The organism is Yersinia similis (genome assembly GCF_001053095.1).
GTDB lineage: Bacteria > Pseudomonadota > Gammaproteobacteria > Enterobacterales > Enterobacteriaceae > Yersinia > Yersinia similis.
In genome coordinates, this window is record NZ_CGBP01000001.1 from 37,010 (window position 1) to 57,129 (window position 20,120).

The following is a 20,120-nucleotide window of genomic DNA, read 5'->3' on the forward strand; positions in this document are numbered from 1 at the left end:
TCAGACACAGACGACACCAAACTCTCAACAATAGTTCCATAAAAATTATTGGCGGCAGTGGCAGGTGTCCGAATAACACCAATGAGGGTAATAATAATGATGAAGCGCAATATTCTTGCAGTAGTAATCCCAGCTCTGTTAGCCGCTGGTGCAGCTAATGCAGCAGAAATCTACAACAAAGATGGCAACAAACTTGACCTGTACGGTAAAGTTGACGCACGTCACTCTTTCTCTGATGCAGCTAGCCAAGACGGTGACAAGTCTTACGTTCGTTTCGGCTTCAAAGGTGAAACCCAAATTACTGACCAACTGACCGGTTACGGCCAGTGGGAATACAACATTCAAGCAAACAACGCTGAAAACAGTGGCGCTCAAGAAGGCAACGCAACTCGCCTGGGCTTTGCTGGTCTGAAATTTGCTGAATTCGGTTCATTCGACTATGGCCGTAACTACGGCGTAATCTATGACGTTAACGCATGGACTGACATGCTGCCAGTGTTCGGTGGTGATTCAATCTCCAACTCTGACAACTTCATGACTGGCCGTTCTACTGGCCTGGCAACTTACCGTAATAACAATTTCTTCGGTATGGTTGACGGCCTGAACTTTGCCCTGCAATACCAAGGCAAAAATGACCGTTCTGAAGTCAAAGAAGCTAACGGTGACGGCTTCGGTATCGGTTCTACTTATGATATCGGCAATGGCATTAACTTCGGTGCTGGTTTCTCTTCTTCAAACCGTACTCTTGATCAAAAATATGGTTCTACCGCTGAAGGCGACAAAGCTCAGGCATGGAACGTTGGTGCTAAATACGACGCAAACAACGTATACCTGGCTGTAATGTATGCTGAGACTCAGAACCTGACTCCATACGGTGCTTATGATTTCACCATCGCGAACAAGACTCGCGATATCGAAATCACTGCACAGTATCAGTTCGACTTCGGCCTGCGCCCATCACTGGGTTATGTTCAGTCCAAAGGTAAAGATCTGAACAATGTAGATGACAACCATGATCTGGTGAAATATGTTTCTGTTGGTACTTACTACTACTTCAACAAAAACATGTCTACCTATGTTGATTATAAAATCAACTTGCTGGACAAAGACCTGTTCACCGAAACCAACAACATCACAACAGACGACGTTGTTGCTGTTGGCTTAGTTTACCAGTTCTAAGTCAAACTTAATGAGGCAGTTTATCTGCTGACCTAAGTTGAAAAAAGACAGGGCCTCGGCTCTGTCTTTTTGTTTCTATTCTGAGCTGATTGATGGAGATTACTCTGTCTATCGGCCTATTTTGCCGATTTTTCACCTCAGATCCCCCCGCCTCACCAGATTCATTTCTTTTTATCGCAAACGGTTGGCAAAGGCCGCAACTGGCGTTACCCTGAAGGCTCTGTTTGCTTAACGCTAAGCCATGGAAGCCTCTGACATGTTTGAAAAAATCACTGCTGCACCTGCGGATCCTATTTTAGGTTTGACCGATATCTTCCGCGCGGATGACCGCGCTCATAAAATCAATCTGGGGATCGGTGTCTACAAAGACGAAACCGGTAAAACCCCAGTGCTGACCAGCGTGAAGAAAGCTGAGCAGTATTTACTGGAAAATGAAGTTACCAAAAATTATCTGGGTATTGACGGCCTGCCTGCTTTTGCCAGTTGCACCCAAGAGCTGCTGTTCGGTGCTAATAGTGCAATTATTGCGGATAAACGTGCTCGTACCGCTCAAACGCCAGGTGGGACAGGTGGTTTGCGCATTGCCGCTGATTTTATCGCCCATCAGACCCGCGCCAAACGTGTCTGGGTCAGTAACCCAAGCTGGCCAAACCATAAAAACGTCTTCGAAGCCGCAGGGCTGGAAGTGGTGGAGTACGCTTATTATGATGCTGCTAATCACGCACTGGACTTCGATGGCTTGTTAAATAGCCTGTCAGAAGCTCAGGCGGGTGATGTGGTGTTGTTCCACGGTTGCTGCCATAACCCAACGGGTATCGATCCAACAGAAGCTCAGTGGAGCCAACTGGCGGAGTTATCGGTTGCTAAAGGCTGGTTGCCACTGTTTGATTTCGCTTATCAAGGCTTTGCTAAAGGTTTAGAGGAAGATGCTCAGGGCCTGCGTATTTTCGCGGCAACACATCAAGAGTTAATCGTTTGCAGCTCTTATTCGAAAAACTTTGGTTTGTACAATGAGCGTGTTGGGGCTTGTACCCTTGTCGCCGCCGACAGTAACGTTGCCGATACCGCATTCAGCCAAGTTAAAGCGGTTATCCGTGCCAACTACTCTAACCCACCGGCACATGGTGCATCAGTCGTTGCCACTATTCTGAGTAATGCCGCACTACGGGCGATTTGGGAACAAGAACTGACCGATATGCGTCAGCGTATCCAGCGTATGCGTCAGTTGTTTGTTAATACCTTGCAGGAAAAAGGCGCTCAACAAGATTTTAGCTTTATCATTAACCAAAATGGGATGTTCTCGTTCAGTGGCCTGACCAAAGAACAAGTACTGCGCCTGCGTGATGAGTTCGCCGTCTATGCGGTAAATTCTGGCCGGGTTAACGTAGCGGGGATGACTCCAGATAATATGGCACCGTTATGTGAAGCTATCGTTGCGGTGCTCTAATTCAGTATCCGTTATCACCCCTTGACTGACCATAAAAGGATGGCCCAATCCATCCTTCAGACTGCTGACAAACCCCGATGACGCGATCTTGAACGGTGAGGATAGGCAGAGGAGTAAAGAGTCCGCGCCAAGGATGGCGCGGCTCGAGCCTACATGGATGTATTTACGGCGTCTTTACGATCTGCCTGTTCTCTCCGTCGCGGGCACTTTGTCAATAACCTCCAGGATGGCCCAAGCCATCCTTTTGACTGGCCGCCCGATGACGTAATTTTACGTGGCAAGGATAAACGAAAGAGAACGCAAAAGACGCCTTCCGGCATCTTTTGCTATTGAACATTTATCTATGATATTTATGATGCTAACTACCGTCACTAACTACTACCGTCACCAAATAGCCGGCTCTTCTCGAATAAACGGATTTGTCTGCCGCTCATGCCCCAATGTAGACATAGGCCCATGGCCGGGAATAAATGCCATATCATCGCCCAACGGCAATAATTTAGTGCGGATGGAGTTAATTAGCTGTTGATGGTCGCCACGCGGAAAATCACTGCGCCCCACGCCACCATTGAAGATAACATCCCCCACCAGAGCCAGGCGGCCTTGCTGGTCAATAAACACAATATGCCCCGGCGTGTGCCCCGGACAATGCAAAACAGATAACTCTATTTCGCCAACCTTTATTTTATCGCCTTCTTCCAACCAGCGGGTCGGGGTAAAAGCCTCACATTCACTTAGCCCAAACATTCGGCTCTGTGCGGGTAACCCTTCTAACCAAAATGTATCTTCTTTTTCAGGGCCATAAATCGGTACCTGAAAATGTGCAGCAACTTCAGCAGCAGCGCCAACATGATCTAAATGACCATGAGTCAGCAGGACCTGGCTTACAGTAACCCCCTGAAGCTCAACCTCAGCAATTATTTTAGTGGCCTCACCACCGGGATCCACTAAGGCAGCCTGCCCCGTCGCTTCACACCAGATTAACGTGCAGTTCTGGCTAAACGCCGTGACTGGAATAATTTGATATTTCATAAAGCTCCAACCCCAGTGCGACTGCCAACTGGACCGTAGACACTGGCTAAAAAATTTGTTTTACCAAGCCCGTGTTGGCCCGGTATCAATATGCACAAAATTACTGCGAGGGTAATATCCTACACCACCTGCGCGCATTTTTAATGCCGCTTTGCGGATATGACTCAATTGGATACCTTCAATATGAAAGTCCATCGCCTGCCCTTTGGTATGGTAGCTCTGTTTGGCCACCCCACGGGTATGCTCACGCAGTTCATTATTGGTGCCAAGAGAGCGATAGCCAGAAATAAGCTGCACCGGTTTAGTGGTTTCGAGGAGAACTTGCAGGCGATACAGTTGATCGAACAGGCGTGGATCAATTTTTTTGACTTTATTGGCTCGGTAATCGCGGAAAATATGGTTTAAGCGGGAAAGTTCATCTTGGTTATAACTCCGACCATCAAAGAACTCTGCTTTTATGGTCTCGCCTGTATTAAGGTTATTCAGGGTCAAGATCCGTGGGCGTGGAGTAGAAAGAGTGGCGAATACCTGCCCTGGCAGCAGTGACATACCCAACGCAACTCCGCCCAACGTTAGCCACTTACGGCGATTATTATCAATTTTATCCATGATCTCTGTTAATACCTGGCAAGAATGTCAAAAGTAAGCACTAATATGTGCCGCCCCGAACCTTAACCGCCTATGAAAAAGCAGTCAACTCGCATTCACTGTGCGTTGAGGTCAGGTGACAGGGCGCTCACGAACGAGCGCCCACAAGATAACCCGATATTTAAGACCATTAGTTATTGAGTTTTACTGCATTTATTGCAATAAAAACTCAGCCTGCTGTGAAATTTGTGCACCAGATCGCACCATTTTATCATAATTGTAAATATCTGTTCTAAACTGCGGTTTACCGTCTTCCGCAACCCATGCCGTCAGATAATACAATTGCACCGGAACGCGCTGGCGGATATTGACGTAGGTGGTATCACCTTGTTTTATCTTGGAAGAGACCCGTGCATCATTCCAGCCAGCATCTTGCAGCAGCATGTTCGCTAAATCAGACGCTTTATTGACACGCACACAACCTGAACTCAGGGCGCGAATGTCCTTCTGGAACAGGCCATGATTCGGCGTGTCATGTAAATAAATAGCGTCGGAACTTGGCATGTTAAATTTGAACCGCCCTAACGAGTTATTGGCACCTGGTGCCTGACGCAAACGGTAAGGGAAGTTATTCGGCGAGATAATGCTCCAGTCAATCATAGAAGGATTGATCACTTCAGCATCATTACTCCATCCGGACAACACGGTATAGCCATTACGCTGGAAATAACCGGCATCGTTACGTGCTTTGGGCACGATATCCTGCCGTACCAATGAGGTCGGTACGTTCCATGGCGGGTTCACCACCACATTATTCAAAGCACTGCTCATCAGGGGAGTTTTGCGACTTGGACGGCCAACAATCACCCGAGATGAAAGCACTTCGGCCCCATCTTTATAATAATTCAGAGAGTAGTTTGGGATATTAACCATAATGCCGTTATCAACATGCCCAGGCAAAATACGTAATCGCTGGATGTTCAATGCCAATAACGTGGCCCGCGTTTGTGGCGAAACATTCAACCATTCGCGGGTACGAGGGCCGATAACTCCGTCATCAGTGAGCCCCTGCCATTGCTGGAAGCGTTTAACGGCTTCTACCAACTCAGGTGTATAGATATTGTCAGTTAGCGTAACCACGCTCACTGAGGGCGTATGTACGGATGCAGCATCGTCGCTCTCAGGGGCGGGGACGGCTGATGGGCTGACCACCAAGCTGTTAGTCTGAGTGCGATTTTTTTCTTCATCAACAGAGAGATCATCATTAACTACGGCCACCGTAGGGTTCTCTACAGGAATCACCTCTGGCGCTTTCACCGGGGTTACTGGGTGCAACATACCCGTTCGATCAAGAATTTCCCGCAATGCAGGGATATCGTTGCTAAGTTGCCCCGGACGTAAACTTGGCCCAGTGGGCATCTGTGGCCACGGGCGTCGGTCTGCTAGCATCAACTTCAACGCCTGTTGCATTTTATCGTATTGCGGATGCTGCGGAGCCAACGACGCCAGATAAGAGGCTGTCGAACCTTCATTTACCGCTTTCTGCCAGGCGTTTAAAATCGCCGCAGGCGGCATGGCCATTTTGTAAGGCACATTACTGTATAGCCAAACACTGCCATTAGCACCGACACCGGAAATAAAGTGTAAATAACCCAGCATCGCATCCGATAGAATAATATCACGCGCCATACCGGTGATTTCTGGCTCGCTCAGCCATTTAACCCATTGCATAAACTGCGGTTGAATGCCTGAAAGGCCAACCTCCGCTAACTGTTGCTGAAAACGTTGAACAGCAACCCGGTCTTGCCACATAGGCTGCATTTGGTTCGCCGCATATAATGACGCTAATTCCGAGGCATAGAGTGGCACGACATCTTTTGGAAGCGCGGCCAATAATTGCGAACGGCTTTGAGCCACTGACATGGTTGCACCACGTGCTGGCAAAGCTGAAGATGAATCCACAGGCATTACGGGGGCAGCCGCTGATGCGGTAAACGCGGTCATCAGGCTGCAAACTAAAGCGCAGTATAAAACGAGTGCGCGTTGTAACTTTCTTTTTATCATCGACATTCCATGCCCCTTGTATGCTCATCTCAGTACGTCATAGTTTGTCGGTACCATTGCTTCTTATTTTATCATACAAATAGAAGTGACATTTTTATGGTCGATTATATAAGCCAATCAATCACCTTTACGCTAACAGATTTCCCACGCTTATAAAATACAACCCGAAGATGTTACAAAAAATAAATATCCTCCGGCATAGCCGGAGGTTTTTCATATGCGCCTATAAGGCTCTGTTACCAGCCGCGCCCTAACAGGCGCATCGCGATCTGACATTTGCATCTATGGATTACTTACGGCCCGTAAACGGGCTACCGGGATACGGGATCGAGAGTTGCTCACCCATTTTATCCTCTCCAGTTGGTGCTTTATGTATTCTTGTATCCTAGCCGTGTTTTTCCCTACCGTATCAACGTAATACCCTCGACACCAAAACTCCCTGTTACGGTATTTGAACTTCAAATCGCCAAACTGCTCATAAAGCATCAGGCTGCTCTTTCCCTTCAGGTACCCCATAAATCCCGAGACACTCATCTTCGGCGGGATTTCCAGAAGCATATGAATGTGATCCACACAGCATTCCGCTTCCAGAATATTCACATTTTTCCATTCGCACAGCTTTCTTAAAATACTGCCAATCGCTCTGTGTTTTTCCCCGTAGAACACCTGCCTTCGGTACTTCGGCGCAAAAACTATGTGATATTTACAGTTCCATCGGGTGTGCGCTAAGCTCTTTTCGTCCCTCATTGGGACCCCCTTTTGATTTCTTGTTGAACGTTTGCAGTTGCCAGACCGCAAACTGTTTTAACAAATCAAAAGGGGTTTTTATAACTGGCCCAAAGCTGAAAGCTTTACTGAACCCCCAGCCTAGCTGGGGGTTTTCTGGGCACAAAAAATGGCCGCTTCTGTGCGACCATTTAATAAAATTAATTATTATTTACTGTTTTTTATGCGTGTTCATTAACTACTTTGTTGCAATTCAGCGGCTATTGGTGGCAATGAGGGTATTTCATTTGCAAAGCCACGTAAGCCAACCACATGTACATGCTCATGATTTTGGAAGACTTTTCGTACCAGTTTATAGGTTGTCCCTTTTTCCGGACTAATATTTTCTGGTGCGGCAATAATTAATTGCATTTCCAACCGTTCACACAGCTCAAATAATGTGGCAATAGATTTCGCATCCAAACGGGCCGCTTCATCAAGGAAGAGTAAGCGGCAAGGGGAAATATCTTTACCCCGCAAGCGCCGTGACTCTTCCTCCCAGCTTTGTACCACCATGACCAGAATTGACATGCCGGTACCGATAGCCTCCCCAGTTGACAGCGCCCCACTCTCCGCACGCAACCAACCATCAGCACCACGATAAACCTCGACTTCTAATTCAAGATAGTTGCGATAATCGAGTAACTCTTCACCAATGGTTTGTGGCAACCGTTGCCCCATATCCATTTGTGGGTTCAGACGTTGATACAGTTTCGCCAGCGCTTCAGAGAAGGTCAGCCGGTTACTGTTGAACAGATCCTGATGTTGTTCCTGCTGCTCGGACAACACATCAAGCAAGGTCGCATGGGCTTCGCGCACGTTAACATTCAGCCGCACACTTTTCACCTGACCAAAGGAAACCGCTTGTAAACCCTGATTTAGCATACGGATACGGTTCTGTTCGCGGTGAATGGTTTTACGGATAATATTTGATACACTTTTCGAACTGATGGCCAGCTTCTGCTCACGGGCAGTCAGTTCTTCGGTCAGGCGGCCCAGTTCAATCTCCATCTGTTCGATGGCTTCAACTGGATCGTCAGTGCGGATAATATCCTGACGAATACGCTCACGCAGATGTTGATAGACGGCGATATAGAACTGAATTTTACGCTCTGGACGTTTCGGATCTTCAGACAAACGCAGCACATCGCGCAGATGTTCATTATCCGCGACGGCAAGGCGCAAGGCGCCTAAGGCTTTATCCGACATAGAACGCAGTTCGTCACCGTCCATATAGGCCAGTTCACGGCGGTGCAAGCGGCGCTCAACACCGTTATCTTTCACCATTCGCATCACAGCACACCAGCCCGCTTTAGCATTGACCACCTGTTCGCGAATCTGATGATAATCACGCTCCAACTTGCGCAGTTTTTTCTGCAAGCTGTCCATTTCAGCTTCACAGAAGGTCAGTTGTTTCTCTAACTGATTACGTCGTGAACGGTTAGTGCTCAGCGCGGCATGTAACTCATCGCGACGCGCACGCGCACGCGCCTCGGCATTAGCATCAGCCGGAACACCAATATCCACCAGCTCTTGGCTTAGCTCTTTAAGCATGTCGCGTTTGGCGTCATAAGAGCTTTTCAGCGAAGCTAATACCTGGCTGTACTGAGTAAATTGGCTTTGATACTGACGTAGCTGCTCACGGGCGCGGGTACGCTCCGCCTCTGCTTGTTCCAGACGCTGGCGCAGTTTGTCATTCAAATCAGAATTTTCAGTCAACATGCCAGCCGAATCGGTGTAACTGAAATGAGCACGTCGTTGAACGACTTCAGTCAGTGCAAAAGCTTGCTGTTTCGCCAAACGCTGGCTGTTTTGGGCCAGTACATAGTTTTCCTGCAACTGCTCATGCTGCTGCGGATCACTTTGCAATACCGATAGCAGCGGCTCCAGTTTGGTTAGAGAAATACCATGCTGTTGAATATAACGAGCCGCTTCTTGCGCTTCCGCAAGCTCTTCAGTTATCTCTTCTACTCGGTCAGTCAGTGTCTCATCCAATAGCAGGGAAACCAACGGTATCAATCGATTAAGAGCAGATATCCCCTCTTTAGCCTGATCAAATTGCCGACGCTGCTGCTGGTTCTGATCTTCATGTGCGTTTAGAGCTCGCTCAATTTCACCACGGCGGGTATTCAACAAACGAATTTCAGCCTCTGGATCGGCATCAAATGCCACTGCCAGATGAGAACCGATAAAGCGGCTGAATGCCTGATGGGTACGTTGAGTTTTTTGCACATCAAATGATAACGTGGCATAGCGTTCGGCCAAACGGTCACGCTCCTGATATAGCGTCTCCAGCCGATTTTCACGCGCTGCACGGCCAAATAACGGTACTTCAGGGTAACGAGAATAACGCCATTGCCGATCAGCAATTTTCACTACAACGGCTTTTTCATGCTCTTCGACGGCAAACACACTGTCATCAAATGACTGCGGATCCCCTTCGATGAGATAGAGATCTTCTGGGCAATCATCCAGCCCCTGCAGGTGCTCACGGACCAATGACAGATCAGGCACCACGATACCGTGGCGGGATGGACCATACAACGCGGAGAAATAAGGCGCATCGTCGATAGTGACATCGTCATAAATTTCGGAGAGCAGTACACCGCCAAAACGTTCAGCCAATGCGATTAAACGGGCATCTTCAGCCCCGCTCGGTTGGCTCAAACGTTCGATTTGTGCATCGATGGCGCGCTTGGTTGCTGCGATCTCATCGCGTTCAACCGTCGTTTCACGCTCACGCTCCAGCAACTGCTGCATGTGTTCCGTCACCTGACGGCTGTCTTCCAACGCTTCACCGCTCTGTTCGCTAAGCTGGCTCAGTGCATCCTGAGCGGCCAACCAAACTGGCGCACGGGCGGTCAGTTCCTGAATCTTCAGCTTCAGCTGTTCCAGTTCCTGACGCATCTCCATCCGCCGCTCACCTGCGTCACTGACGCTGAGAGACAGTTCTTCGACCTGTGATTCCAGCTCTCGCTGCAACTCTTCTAACTCTTCTGGCTGGTAGGTATTCCCTTGGCGTTTACAGAATTCCTGCAACAAGCGCTCCGCATCCTGCTGGGCACGTAAACGCTGCTCCAGCTCTGACAGACGCATCCGCAAAGGCTGCACCCGTTCGGCCAGATGTTGTTGGGAAGGCCAATCGCGTAACAGCTCACGGGCGGTTTGCCATGCCTCACTGCGACTGACTTCACCAGTGATATTCACCACCAGCTGATAAGCTTGCTCAAATTGGCTGTGAGCCGCATCAGCAACACTCAATTTCTGCTCAAGCTGCAATAGGGACTCGGTCGCCTCCTGCTCTTTCGCGTGGAACGTATCCAGCCACTCTTCCGCGTTATCTGCCGTTAACTCTGGCAGTTGGCACAGAGCACGAGCGCGCTCCAATGCCTGCAACGCTTGCTGATATTGAATAGCTCGCGTTTGCTGCACATCCAACGCTTGCTGATAATCAGCCAGTTGGCTTTTTAGCTCATCAACTTCCAACTCGGCAGCTTCCGCCCTGGCTTCGTTATCCGCTTGCTGTTCGCTGGCCTCGGAGACCACTTCACTTTGTTCTTCCAGCCGATAGGTCAGCTCTTCTAAATCGCTCTGATAACGCTCGATTTTTTCCTGCTGGCGCATGGCCGTCTGCACCAGATTCAGGTGATCACTGGCCGCTTGATAATCGGTTTCCAGATCGGATTCCGTGCCACTTTGCTCTGCCAACTCCCGCGACATTTCAACATGGCGATACTGTTCAGTGACCAGTTGTTTACGGCTGGAAAGTAAATCACGACGCAATACCAGCGCACTGTCGAGGTGAATCCGCCGCTCATTGGCATGGCGCATATAATCGGCGGCAACATAGGAGGTCGCTTCCGAGATCAAATGCTTAAAAAGATCACGATCAGACTGGGTGATACGAATTGCTTCCAGTGTCATACGGTTTTCACGTAACGCCGCTTCCATATCCTGGAACGCTTTACGCACACCGCTATTTTCTGGCAATAAATAATCGCGTAGCGAGCGAGTAATGGCGCTGGAAATACCACCGTACAGCGATGCTTCGATCAAACGATAGAATTTGCTGCGATCGGCAGAAGAACGTAAGCGCTTTGGAATCACCCCCAAATCAAACATCAGGGAGTGGTAATCAGTGATGGAGTTAAATTGCTTAAACTGCACCCCTTCCATGGCTTCAACGCGCTCTTTCAGTTCCGGTAATGACAATACCCGCGCCTGACGTTCAGCCACCAACTCAGTGAGGATCTCAGTTGGCTGGATCGCCGTTGGTAACCCTTGGATCGTGAATGGTTTGATATCGACTTTACGATCACGCCCAGCCACTTGCTGCAAGCGCACGCCTACCACCACCCGCTGATGGCGTGAGTTCACCACGTCTAAGGTTGAATAACACACACCTGCACGCAATTTACCGTGCAGCCCTTTATCTCGGGAGCCACTGGTCGCCCCGGCTTCGGTGGTGTTACGAAAATGCAGCAAGGTTAGATCGGGGATCAGCGCAGTGACGAAGGCCGCCATCGTGGTAGATTTACCGGCACCGTTACCGCCAGATAGGGTTGTTACCAGCTCATCAAGATCGAATGTTCGGGCAAAAAAACCATTCCAGTTAACCAAGGTCAGTGAGCGAAATTTACCGCGTTCAATCATTCCTGTTCATCCTCTACACTGTCCGCTGCATTGCCCATAGTGACATCAGCATCATCACTTTCATCATGAAGTGACAGACTGTTTTCTACCGCCATGGCTTCGCCATCACGGATCATGCGTAGTTGGGCTTCACGTTGATCATCACCGCTGCGTACATCCGCGCCAAAACGGAATACCGCTTCAGTGATGCGAAACTTGGTGCTGTCGTTGCCCATAAAATAAATCATGCCCAACCGACGTAGCCGGTTAAGTGACGTCCGTACTTTTTCCTGTAACTTCTGTTTATCTAAATCCGATCCGGTCGAGCGCTGGTTAACAAACTTCAGCAATTTGCTCTCATCGGCCAGACTCAGTAGCTCTTCGTACAGCTCTTGCTGAGAGAAAATCCCTTCATGAGCCAGCCGTTCCGGGCTGAGGTAGAGATAACAGAGAATTTTGCCTACCATCATATCCAACTCAGATAAAACCGAGCGTGGAATAAGCGTGGTTGAACGAGGACGCAAATAGAAGAAACCTTCTGGCGCACGGATTAACTCGACATTATAGCGAGCATAAAACTCTTCCAGTTGCTCCTGAAAATCCATCAAAAAAGCATGATTATCCAACTCATCAATACCAATATGACGGCCAGCACGTAACTGACTGTCCAATGCTGGAAATAATGTGTTGGCTAATGCCTGAGCCAGCTTAACCGGCATTACTACTTCAATATTTGTTGATGACATGTGCCTGCACCTTGGCTCCGTAATCATTAATTGCTAACCACTCGGCTGGCAACCCTGAGAAATCGGCTTCGGCCACACCTAGGCGAACAGCCTGGTCGACCAGGATACGAGCCACGTCAAAATGACGAGCACGCGGATATTGCGCGAGGTAATCACGCATGACTTCCCCCAGATTAAGCGGTATTTGCTGTTGCTGATAAACCAGCAACGCTTGTTCAATCATGGCGGTTAATTGCTCACGGATGGCATTAAACTCTTCAAATTCCAGATCCGGTGGCAGCTCACCCGTGACTTCTTCACTGCGTAGCGCCAGCTCTTCATCGCGCATATCCAGTAAGCGGTCTGCGTTAGCGTGAGTGAGTGTCCACGGGTTATCAAAATAGTGTTGTACAGATTGGCGTAACCGTTGGGCGAAGACCCGGTTTTTATCCATATCAATGGCAGTACGAATAAACTTATGTACGTGACGGTCATAACCGATCCACAGATCGATGGCCTGTTGGCCCCAACTGATAATACGGTCAAGTTTACTTTGTAAATCAAACACCAGTTTATCGACCAGTTCCAGACCTGCATTGCCGATAGTCGCTTCCTGGATACGCAATAAATTTGCCTGAAGCTTATCCCCCGCAGCTTCCAGCGTATCTTGCAACTCACGGAGTGTGCCGGAGGTTTCTGACAACAGCATTTCACAACTGGCAATGGCCGCGCGCCAGTCTTGATTCAGCAACGCTGCGATATCTTCTTTCACGCTATGTTGCTGTTCATCCATCAGACGTTGAGTCATATCAATGCTGTCAAAGATTTCAGCGACGGAATATTTTAGCGGAGCGAATACGTTACGATGCCAGTGAAATTCATCGCCCCCCTCTTCTGCTGCTTCAGCCGCACGTTGCAGCTCTTGCGCCACAATCGATAACTGCATGGAGAGACGCAGGGTAGAAAACTCACGCTGGCGAATATAATAATCGGTAATGCCAATGCCCAAAGGGGTCAAACGGTAAATGGCATTACCATCAGCCAGTTCGCTGGTAAAACGGTTTAATAAACGCTGGCGTACCATGTCATTGATCGCGTTATTGGCACGTACCGTGACGGTTTCAGTGGTCTGCTCAAAACCTTTGCTGACGTGGCGAAATGCATCAACCAACTCGCCTTCACTCATTTCACCGTCTAGCCGCTCGCCGTTTAACGCGGCGATAGCCATAAGAAAAGCCAGACGTTCCGTGGGCAGAGTAATCGAAAAATCATTCTTTCGCGCCCAGGCGACCAGTTCGGGTACTGTCTGGGAAAATTCACTCATAATGGGTCCTTCAGATTCGGCTTAAACGCCATAACATGCACGTAGCGCCCCAAACTAATAAAGGGCTCTTGCCGGCAATAGCGCTGTTCCAACGCTAATAATTCAGCAAACTCATCAACTTGTTGCTGTTTATTTTTCATGTAATCGTGAAATACCCGTACTCCTGTCTTACCCCTAATGGACAACCCCATTTGCTCAAGCCAACCGTATACCATTGGTGGGTCTAAAGGGTATTGCGGTGACAACGAACGTTGCCGACGCCGTTTAACGCCGGGAATGGCTAACTGAAAGTTACCCAACACCGCATTACGCATCACCAGCCCGTTGGCATTGAAAAACATCAACGACAGTGCGCCTCCCGGTTTTAACGTATCAAAAAGTATTTGCAGAACCTGCTGAGGTTCAGCAATCCATTCTAATACTGCATGGAACAATATCAGATCAACGGGTTGTTCTAAATGTTGGCGAATGTCCTGCGCTGCACTTTGTATAAATTGCATGTTGTGGCTCACACCTTTTTCGTGAGCTGCCGCTTTTGCGCGCTGGACCATTTCAGCAGATAAGTCACACAACAGCACATGATGGCCTAATGCCGCCAGTTGGCATGCCATATGCCCTTCACCGCCCCCCGCATCTAAAATCCGTAGAGGACGCTGTGGTAACTGTGCCAATAACCCAGTGATATCTTGCCACACCACCGCCTGACGAATCATTCCCTTCGTCGTACCGTAGATATTGCGGGAAAATTTCTCAGCAATATCATCGAAATTGCGATCCTGCATGGGCAACTGCTCCGCTTATTATCTTTATCACTGTTGGTTTACCCACTCTAATAGCTTACCCGAGTTGGTTATGTCACTGGCACCAAGAGAGGTACGTAAACCAATAGCCACAAAAAAAGAATTTTCATCAACCCGTTATTTTGGCACAGCCTGCCTTAGAATAAATCCCATTCCCCCCGTAATCGTAATCAAATGCCGTTTTTTCAGCCAAATAATCGCCATTTTTATGCTTTTACCCTAGAGAGGGTCAATGTGCTATTAATGCTGCCGTCGCTTTTGCCCATCTTAATGAGCCTGGCATTAATCTTATTATGGTTTACCTGCTGGCAGAAAAGCGGCAAAACGCTGTTTATAAAGCGTTAGCTGATAAAGAGTTGGCGGCAACCGTGTAAAATCCCCAGGCGCTTAGATAACTAAGTGACTGAGGTGAGCAATGGCAGCTAACCCCTGCATCTTGAAGGACGACGGGTATATTGCCATTGGAAAAACAATCATTTCCTTATTAGGGATAATGACCCCGTAGATTACAGTGTTGTCCTCCGTGGCGGCTACACGTTTAATCCGAATTGGGCGCTAAATGCCAATTTATTCGCAAATAACAATTTCTTCGCCAATAATCGGTCGGAGAGGCACGGCTGTATCCCCCTTTTGTGAGACAAAAAGGGGATTAACGGGAAATTCAGGCGCTAACAGCCAACGGCAGAACAAAAATAACCAAGAAATGCCATAGAAGACATCGTGGCAGTGACCATATGAATCGACAAATCCCTCTGGTTAATCAATCAATAAGCAAACTAATCCAACCAAGGGAGAAGCTGCCGAGCTGCATTATCAAATAAAAGGCGATCCAGACTTCCTGTATGAATAAAACGAGCCACCAGTTCCCAGAGCATATAAAGCCAACGGCGAGCAACGAAGGCCTCAGAGACCGGCGCTTTATTGAGATAGCGATACAATAGCTGGCTTGGCATCCCCTCTTCGCTAAGACGAAACAAATCATACTCACGTGGAGCCCATAGCATTGGGCCGGGGTTTAGCATCGCCAATAGCTGGTCGCTACGCGCATCTTTTAGCATACTGCGTAGCGTCAAGTTACCGTGGACCAGCACTGAACTGTCGTCAAAATCAGCGAAAAGCAGCGCTAATGATGCTCTGGCACGGTAGAGCACCGCCCGGTCCGCCTGGGTCATCAGTGGCGCGTTCATGTTAGACAACGCGGCCCACAACACTTCAACCCGCTGTTGATACCAGCGGTACCAATTATTTTCTTGCGTACTATCTACGTGGCCAACACACCCATGGCTATCAATACGATGCCATGACAGAATCCCTTCAACTATTTGATCCATCAGTGCATTCCAACGGTCGCCCGTTCGGGTCGGTGCCTCGACAGAAACACCACGTAAGCGTTCTATTAGCAGAATTTCTTTATAGGGGGATTGGTGAGTCATGACTAAACCGTACACCGTCGGCAAGCGAATATCCCCTTCCCGCGCCAGCATCGACAGTTTATAAGCCTCTTGTTGCGCAATACCCTGGCAAACATAGCTTTTCGCTAATAATGGCATCGCCTGATCTTGCAAGTTATACATGGCATACAAATGGGCGTAAGGCTGTTCACTGATCCGTTCAAGGCGGGTAATTGACTCCCCTAAAATGACACTGAGTTCAGCTTTCAGTTGTTCCATTAGGCTTTGTCCGGTTATCTGACGAAAGTGGTTTATCATAATGGGATTACAGGCCAGAGATTGCCAGAATGTAGATCAAATAACCCGCACATACTCAACGTCATTGATGTGGGTAGCCAAGCAGCATAAACGTGGCCACGATGTATGGGGGAAGCACGTCGATCATGCCTCAGCGGCGGCAAGTCAGGAAGGAATAATAAAAATCAAATCATCGACATCAACAAGAGACCAAGAAAGCAGTAAATAGGGGGCAGGCAGAATAAAGAGGAAAGCAATAAACCGAGGCTAGAAATAACAACGCCAGAGCCCGGTAGGTTCTGGCATAAAGTTTCTGTCGTGCAATTTATTGATTGAGCATGATAGCCCGGACTCTGTCTAAATCGCTCTGCGTATCAACCCCAACCGCGGGCACGGCTTTCGCCACTGCAACGTGAATTTTCTCGCCGTACCATAACACCCGCAGTTGCTCTAACAATTCAATTTGCTCAAGCTGACTGGGTGCCCAGTTAACATAGCGGCGGATAAAACCTGCTCGATAGGCATAGATACCGATATGGCGTAAGAAACAATCACCGATGGTCTCTTTTGATTGAGCAAAACGCTCTCTTTCCCACGGAATGACGGCCCTGGAAAAGTAGAGGGCATAACCCTGAGCATCCATAACCACTTTAACGGCATTAGGGTTAAAAGCTTCTTCACTGCTTTCAATGGGTACAGCCAACGTCGCCATACCGGCACTACATGCAGCCAGATTATCAGCAACCTGACGGATAATAACCGGCGGCACCAGTGGTTCATCGCCCTGGACGTTGACGATAATATCGTCATCAGCAAAACCATAGTGTTCGATAACTTCGGCTAACCGTTCAGTGCCAGACTGATGATCGGCACGGGTCAGGCAAACTTCACCACCTGCGGCCTCAACCGCCTTGACCACATCCGGATGGTCTGTTGCCACAATCACCCGGTCAGCACCTGACGCCAATGCCCGCTCCATGACATGGACGACCATCGGTTTACCCACAATATCAGCCAGTGGTTTACCGGGTAAACGGGTTGAAGCATAGCGGGCGGGAATTATAGCAATGAAACTCATGCGTGCTTCTCATCAATTGACAGTGGGCGGGCCTCGTTCTCCAACAACACAGGGATACCGTCACGTACCGGGTACGCCAGATTGTCCACCTTACACACCAACTCAAGGTTTTCTTTATTGAAGTACAACTTGCCGTTGCAGACTGGGCAGGCAACAATTTCGAGTAAACGGTGGTCCATACATCCTCCAAAATGGAGTTTAGCCAGCAGGAAAGTGTTCGAGGATACCATATCCGCTCATACAGGTTAACTATGCCGATGTGGTGATTCCCTACAGCCATCGATAACCCAGAATGATGTGCATCAGCCACAGCATAAGCCCATATTGTCAGCGATTAGATAAATGATTCAAGCGAACCCCGATGAGGTCACATCAGTCAGTGATTCAGGTGAGTAAGCGCTGCTAACGACGTTATGGCACTGAGGAGGAAGGAGAAACAGCTACCGATGAGGTAGCCGTTTGCTTAGAAAGCGATCACATCTGCTGCTGACGGTCCGTGAATACTACGATAAGTAGAAAACTCAACGTCCTGCCCTTCACTCAGTGATTTATTTTTGGTGTTGGCAATGGCAGTTTTGCTGACATAAACATCCGAGCCACCATCGTGTGGTGAAATGAAACCGTAGCCTTCCGACTGGTTGAACCACTTCACGCGCCCCATTTTTAACGTCATAATAAATTTCCTTTTACTGGGCATCCTAACAACTCATTATTATTTATTGTTTAGATGCAGTTGCCCATCCTAAAGTTTTTAACTAAACCTCTATGAGCTTGATTTTATGAAAAAACCGCATAATTGCGGGTTTTGTAATTTTATCTATCCTGGTGAACGATTAGCACACTTGCATAATCATTTTATTTCCTAAGATAGCCTAAACATTATTATTCTGAATTACAGAACAACAATTTATGTATTTTCGGATACAAATGGCCAATCTACCACAGACATTCAATGCTATTGACAATAGCGATTCTGCATCAGAAACATTACTTATGGACTTATGGGAATTGTTTATCGAAGATTTTAGGAGGTTCGTCTTTGAAGCGGTATCAAAAGATAACGTTTGGGGAGGAACTGCTTTACTCTCGCATACACCCTACACATAAATACGCTTTATACATAAACAGGCCTAAATAATAGGTCTGCGCTATTTACACATAAAACCCCCGCCTATGCAACTATTTTATCGCGTAATATGCAATACCCCCCAGTATCAATGAGATGTCGCGCATAAAAAATCAATATTCTCCACTGCTTGCCACCTGGTTCACCAAATTCGACCTAGAATGAAACGGTATCAGCACAATCCACAACTATGATGGTCTACATGGAAAACTGTCTACATTAAAACCTGTCTGCGCTGAAATCGCCTGAAGGAGCTATCCAATTATGAACCCCCAACAGTTTGTACATCCCGATGAGATACGGGCCAAATTCTCCAGCGCTATGTCGGATATGTATCAGACCGAAGTCCCTTTATATAGCACATTATTACAGCTCGTCGCGGACACGAATACTCAGGAGATGGCTCAGGATCAGGAAGTTACCCGTCATTTGCAACAAACCGGGGAAATTGAACGCCTAACGATGGAAAGACACGGCGCAATCCGCGTCGGAACAACAGAAGAACTCAAGACGCTGCGGCGTTTGTTTGCGGTCATGGGAATGGTGCCGGTCGGTTATTATGACTTAGCACCAGCGGGTGTTCCGGTTCACTCCACCGCCTTCCGTGCGGTACATGAAGCTTCGCTGCAAGCCTGCCCTTTCAGGGTTTTCACCTCATTACTGCGTTTGGAGTTGATTGAGCAACCCACACTACGGCAACTAGCTGCGGATATTCTGGCGAAAAGAACAATTTTTACCCCGCAGGCGATTAAACTAATTATTCAGCATGAAACATCGGGCGGGCTCAATCGCCAGCAAGCAGATAATTTCATTACTCAGTCGCTGGAAACGTTCCGCTGGCATTATCAGGCAACTGTCAGCGCTGAAACCTACCAACAGCTACACGATCAACACCGCCTGATTGCTGATGTGGTCGCTTTCAAAGGTCCGCATATTAACCATCTAACTCCACGGACCTTAAATATCGATGCCGTACAAGCAGCAATGGCAGAACATAATATTACGCCAAAAGCCGTTATCGAAGGGCCCCCCCCTCGCCACTGTCCAATACTGTTACGCCAAACCAGCTTCAAGGCGCTGGAGGAAAAAATCGCGTTTGTATCAAGTAGTGGGCAAATAATACAAGGCCACCACACGGCCCGCTTCGGGGAGATAGAGCAGCGAGGTGCCGCTTTGACAGCCAAAGGCCGCAAGCTGTATGACCGCTTACTACAAAGCGCACAGGATCAATTGCATGTTCCTGTAAATGAGAACAATGCTGCGCAATATAGCGCGATCCTGAGCGAGAAATTTAGTCAATTCCCTGATGATTACTCAACAATGCGAGCAGATAAACTCGCATTCTTCCGCTATTTCCCTACCAAAAAAGGCCTTGTTACAGCAACCATATCAATGCTGGGAATGACACTGGACGAACTTATTGATAACGGATTTATTCAATATGAACCATTGGTTTATGAAGATTTCCTGCCAGTCAGCGCTGCTGGAATATTCCAGTCAAACTTAGGCGATAAAGAGCAGAGCCGCTTTACCGGATATTCCAGTAAAGCAGACTTCCAGCGGGACTTGGGGATTGCGGTTATTGATGAACTGCAACTCTACGAAGCAACACAGCAGCGTTCAGTTGCTGGATGTGCAGCAGCTCTCAAACTAGCGCTGTTGAACTGATAAA

At 48.2% G+C, this 20,120-nt stretch carries 14 protein-coding genes and 4 pseudogenes; 6 read left to right on the plus strand and 12 right to left on the minus strand.

Translation table 11 applies throughout. The annotated features are described in order from the left end of the window. Positions 1-99: 99 nt before the first annotated feature. The 3 genes and pseudogenes from ompF to AC971_RS24555 all read left to right on the plus strand — a co-directional run. Entirely contained in the window at positions 100-1,179 is a 1,080-nt protein-coding gene (gene ompF / locus AC971_RS00155) for a porin OmpF (RefSeq protein ID WP_162471862.1), read from the plus strand. A gap of 256 nt (positions 1,180-1,435) precedes the next feature. Continuing rightward, the gene (locus tag AC971_RS00160) at positions 1,436-2,626 is read left to right on the plus strand and encodes an amino acid aminotransferase (RefSeq protein ID WP_025383329.1); all 1,191 of its coding nucleotides are present in this window, start codon (positions 1,436-1,438) and stop codon (positions 2,624-2,626) included. Between the two features lie 153 nt (positions 2,627-2,779). Then, positions 2,780-2,848, plus strand: a pseudogene (locus AC971_RS24555) (gluconate 5-dehydrogenase); the annotation flags it as partial. Between the two features lie 162 nt (positions 2,849-3,010). On the opposite strand, the gene AC971_RS00165 reads toward AC971_RS24555, so the two are convergent. The 8 genes and pseudogenes from AC971_RS00165 to cmoM all read right to left on the minus strand — a co-directional run bounded on the left by AC971_RS00165 (position 3,011) and on the right by cmoM (position 14,538). Further along, the gene (locus tag AC971_RS00165) at positions 3,011-3,658 is read right to left on the minus strand and encodes an MBL fold metallo-hydrolase (protein ID WP_025383328.1); all 648 of its coding nucleotides are present in this window, start codon (positions 3,656-3,658) and stop codon (positions 3,011-3,013) included. 60 nt (positions 3,659-3,718) lie between these two features. Continuing rightward, on the minus strand, positions 3,719-4,267 hold the full coding sequence (locus tag AC971_RS00170; protein WP_025383327.1) for a peptidoglycan L,D-endopeptidase MepK: 549 nt from the start codon (positions 4,265-4,267) through the stop codon (positions 3,719-3,721). Between the two features lie 192 nt (positions 4,268-4,459). Continuing rightward, entirely contained in the window at positions 4,460-6,316 is a 1,857-nt protein-coding gene (gene ldtD / locus AC971_RS00175) for a L,D-transpeptidase (RefSeq protein ID WP_025383326.1), read from the minus strand. Positions 6,317-6,599: 283 nt separating this feature from the next. Further along, positions 6,600-7,057 (minus strand): annotated as a pseudogene (gene tnpA, locus AC971_RS00180) (IS200/IS605-like element IS1541B family transposase). A 213-nt stretch (positions 7,058-7,270) separates the two neighbouring features. Next, entirely contained in the window at positions 7,271-11,728 is a 4,458-nt protein-coding gene (gene mukB / locus AC971_RS00185; protein ID WP_025383322.1) for a chromosome partition protein MukB, read from the minus strand. Next, positions 11,725-12,453 carry a chromosome partition protein MukE gene (mukE, locus tag AC971_RS00190; RefSeq protein ID WP_002211309.1) on the minus strand — a complete coding sequence of 243 codons (729 nt, stop codon included), beginning with the start codon at positions 12,451-12,453 and terminating at the stop codon, positions 11,725-11,727. Before mukE ends, mukB begins: the two co-directional genes overlap by 4 nt. Then, complete coding sequence (mukF, locus tag AC971_RS00195) at positions 12,434-13,756, minus strand: chromosome partition protein MukF (RefSeq protein ID WP_025383321.1); 1,323 nt, start codon at positions 13,754-13,756, stop codon at positions 12,434-12,436. Before mukF ends, mukE begins: the two co-directional genes overlap by 20 nt. Further along, positions 13,753-14,538, minus strand: coding sequence for a tRNA uridine 5-oxyacetic acid(34) methyltransferase CmoM (gene cmoM / locus AC971_RS00200; protein WP_025383320.1), 786 nt, complete (start codon positions 14,536-14,538; stop codon positions 13,753-13,755). The genes mukF and cmoM overlap by 4 nt, the downstream gene beginning before the upstream one ends. Positions 14,539-14,730: 192 nt before the next feature. Here cmoM and AC971_RS25695 point away from each other — a divergent pair. Both AC971_RS25695 and AC971_RS25700 read left to right on the plus strand, forming a co-directional pair. Next, a pseudogene (locus tag AC971_RS25695) lies at positions 14,731-14,886 on the plus strand (envelope biogenesis factor ElyC); the annotation flags it as partial. A gap of 122 nt (positions 14,887-15,008) precedes the next feature. Next, positions 15,009-15,138 (plus strand): annotated as a pseudogene (locus AC971_RS25700) (envelope biogenesis factor ElyC); the annotation flags it as partial. A 194-nt stretch (positions 15,139-15,332) separates the two neighbouring features. Here the strand turns inward: AC971_RS25700 and AC971_RS00205 are convergent. From AC971_RS00205 to AC971_RS00220, 4 genes are all read right to left on the minus strand, one after another. Continuing rightward, positions 15,333-16,226, minus strand: a complete 894-nt coding sequence (locus AC971_RS00205) for a YcbJ family phosphotransferase (protein WP_025383319.1) — start codon at positions 16,224-16,226, stop codon at positions 15,333-15,335. Positions 16,227-16,569: 343 nt separating this feature from the next. Next, entirely contained in the window at positions 16,570-17,322 is a 753-nt protein-coding gene (gene kdsB, locus AC971_RS00210) for a 3-deoxy-manno-octulosonate cytidylyltransferase (RefSeq protein ID WP_025383318.1), read from the minus strand. After that, positions 17,319-17,501, minus strand: a complete 183-nt coding sequence (locus tag AC971_RS00215) for a Trm112 family protein (protein WP_002211315.1) — start codon at positions 17,499-17,501, stop codon at positions 17,319-17,321. The genes kdsB and AC971_RS00215 overlap by 4 nt, the downstream gene beginning before the upstream one ends. 284 nt (positions 17,502-17,785) lie before the next feature. After that, positions 17,786-17,995 carry a cold-shock protein gene (locus AC971_RS00220; protein ID WP_025383317.1) on the minus strand — a complete coding sequence of 70 codons (210 nt, stop codon included), beginning with the start codon at positions 17,993-17,995 and terminating at the stop codon, positions 17,786-17,788. A gap of 717 nt (positions 17,996-18,712) precedes the next feature. Here AC971_RS00220 and hglS point away from each other — a divergent pair. Next, positions 18,713-20,116, plus strand: a complete 1,404-nt coding sequence (gene hglS / locus AC971_RS00225; protein ID WP_025383316.1) for a 2-oxoadipate dioxygenase/decarboxylase HglS — start codon at positions 18,713-18,715, stop codon at positions 20,114-20,116. Positions 20,117-20,120: the final 4 nt, after the last annotated feature.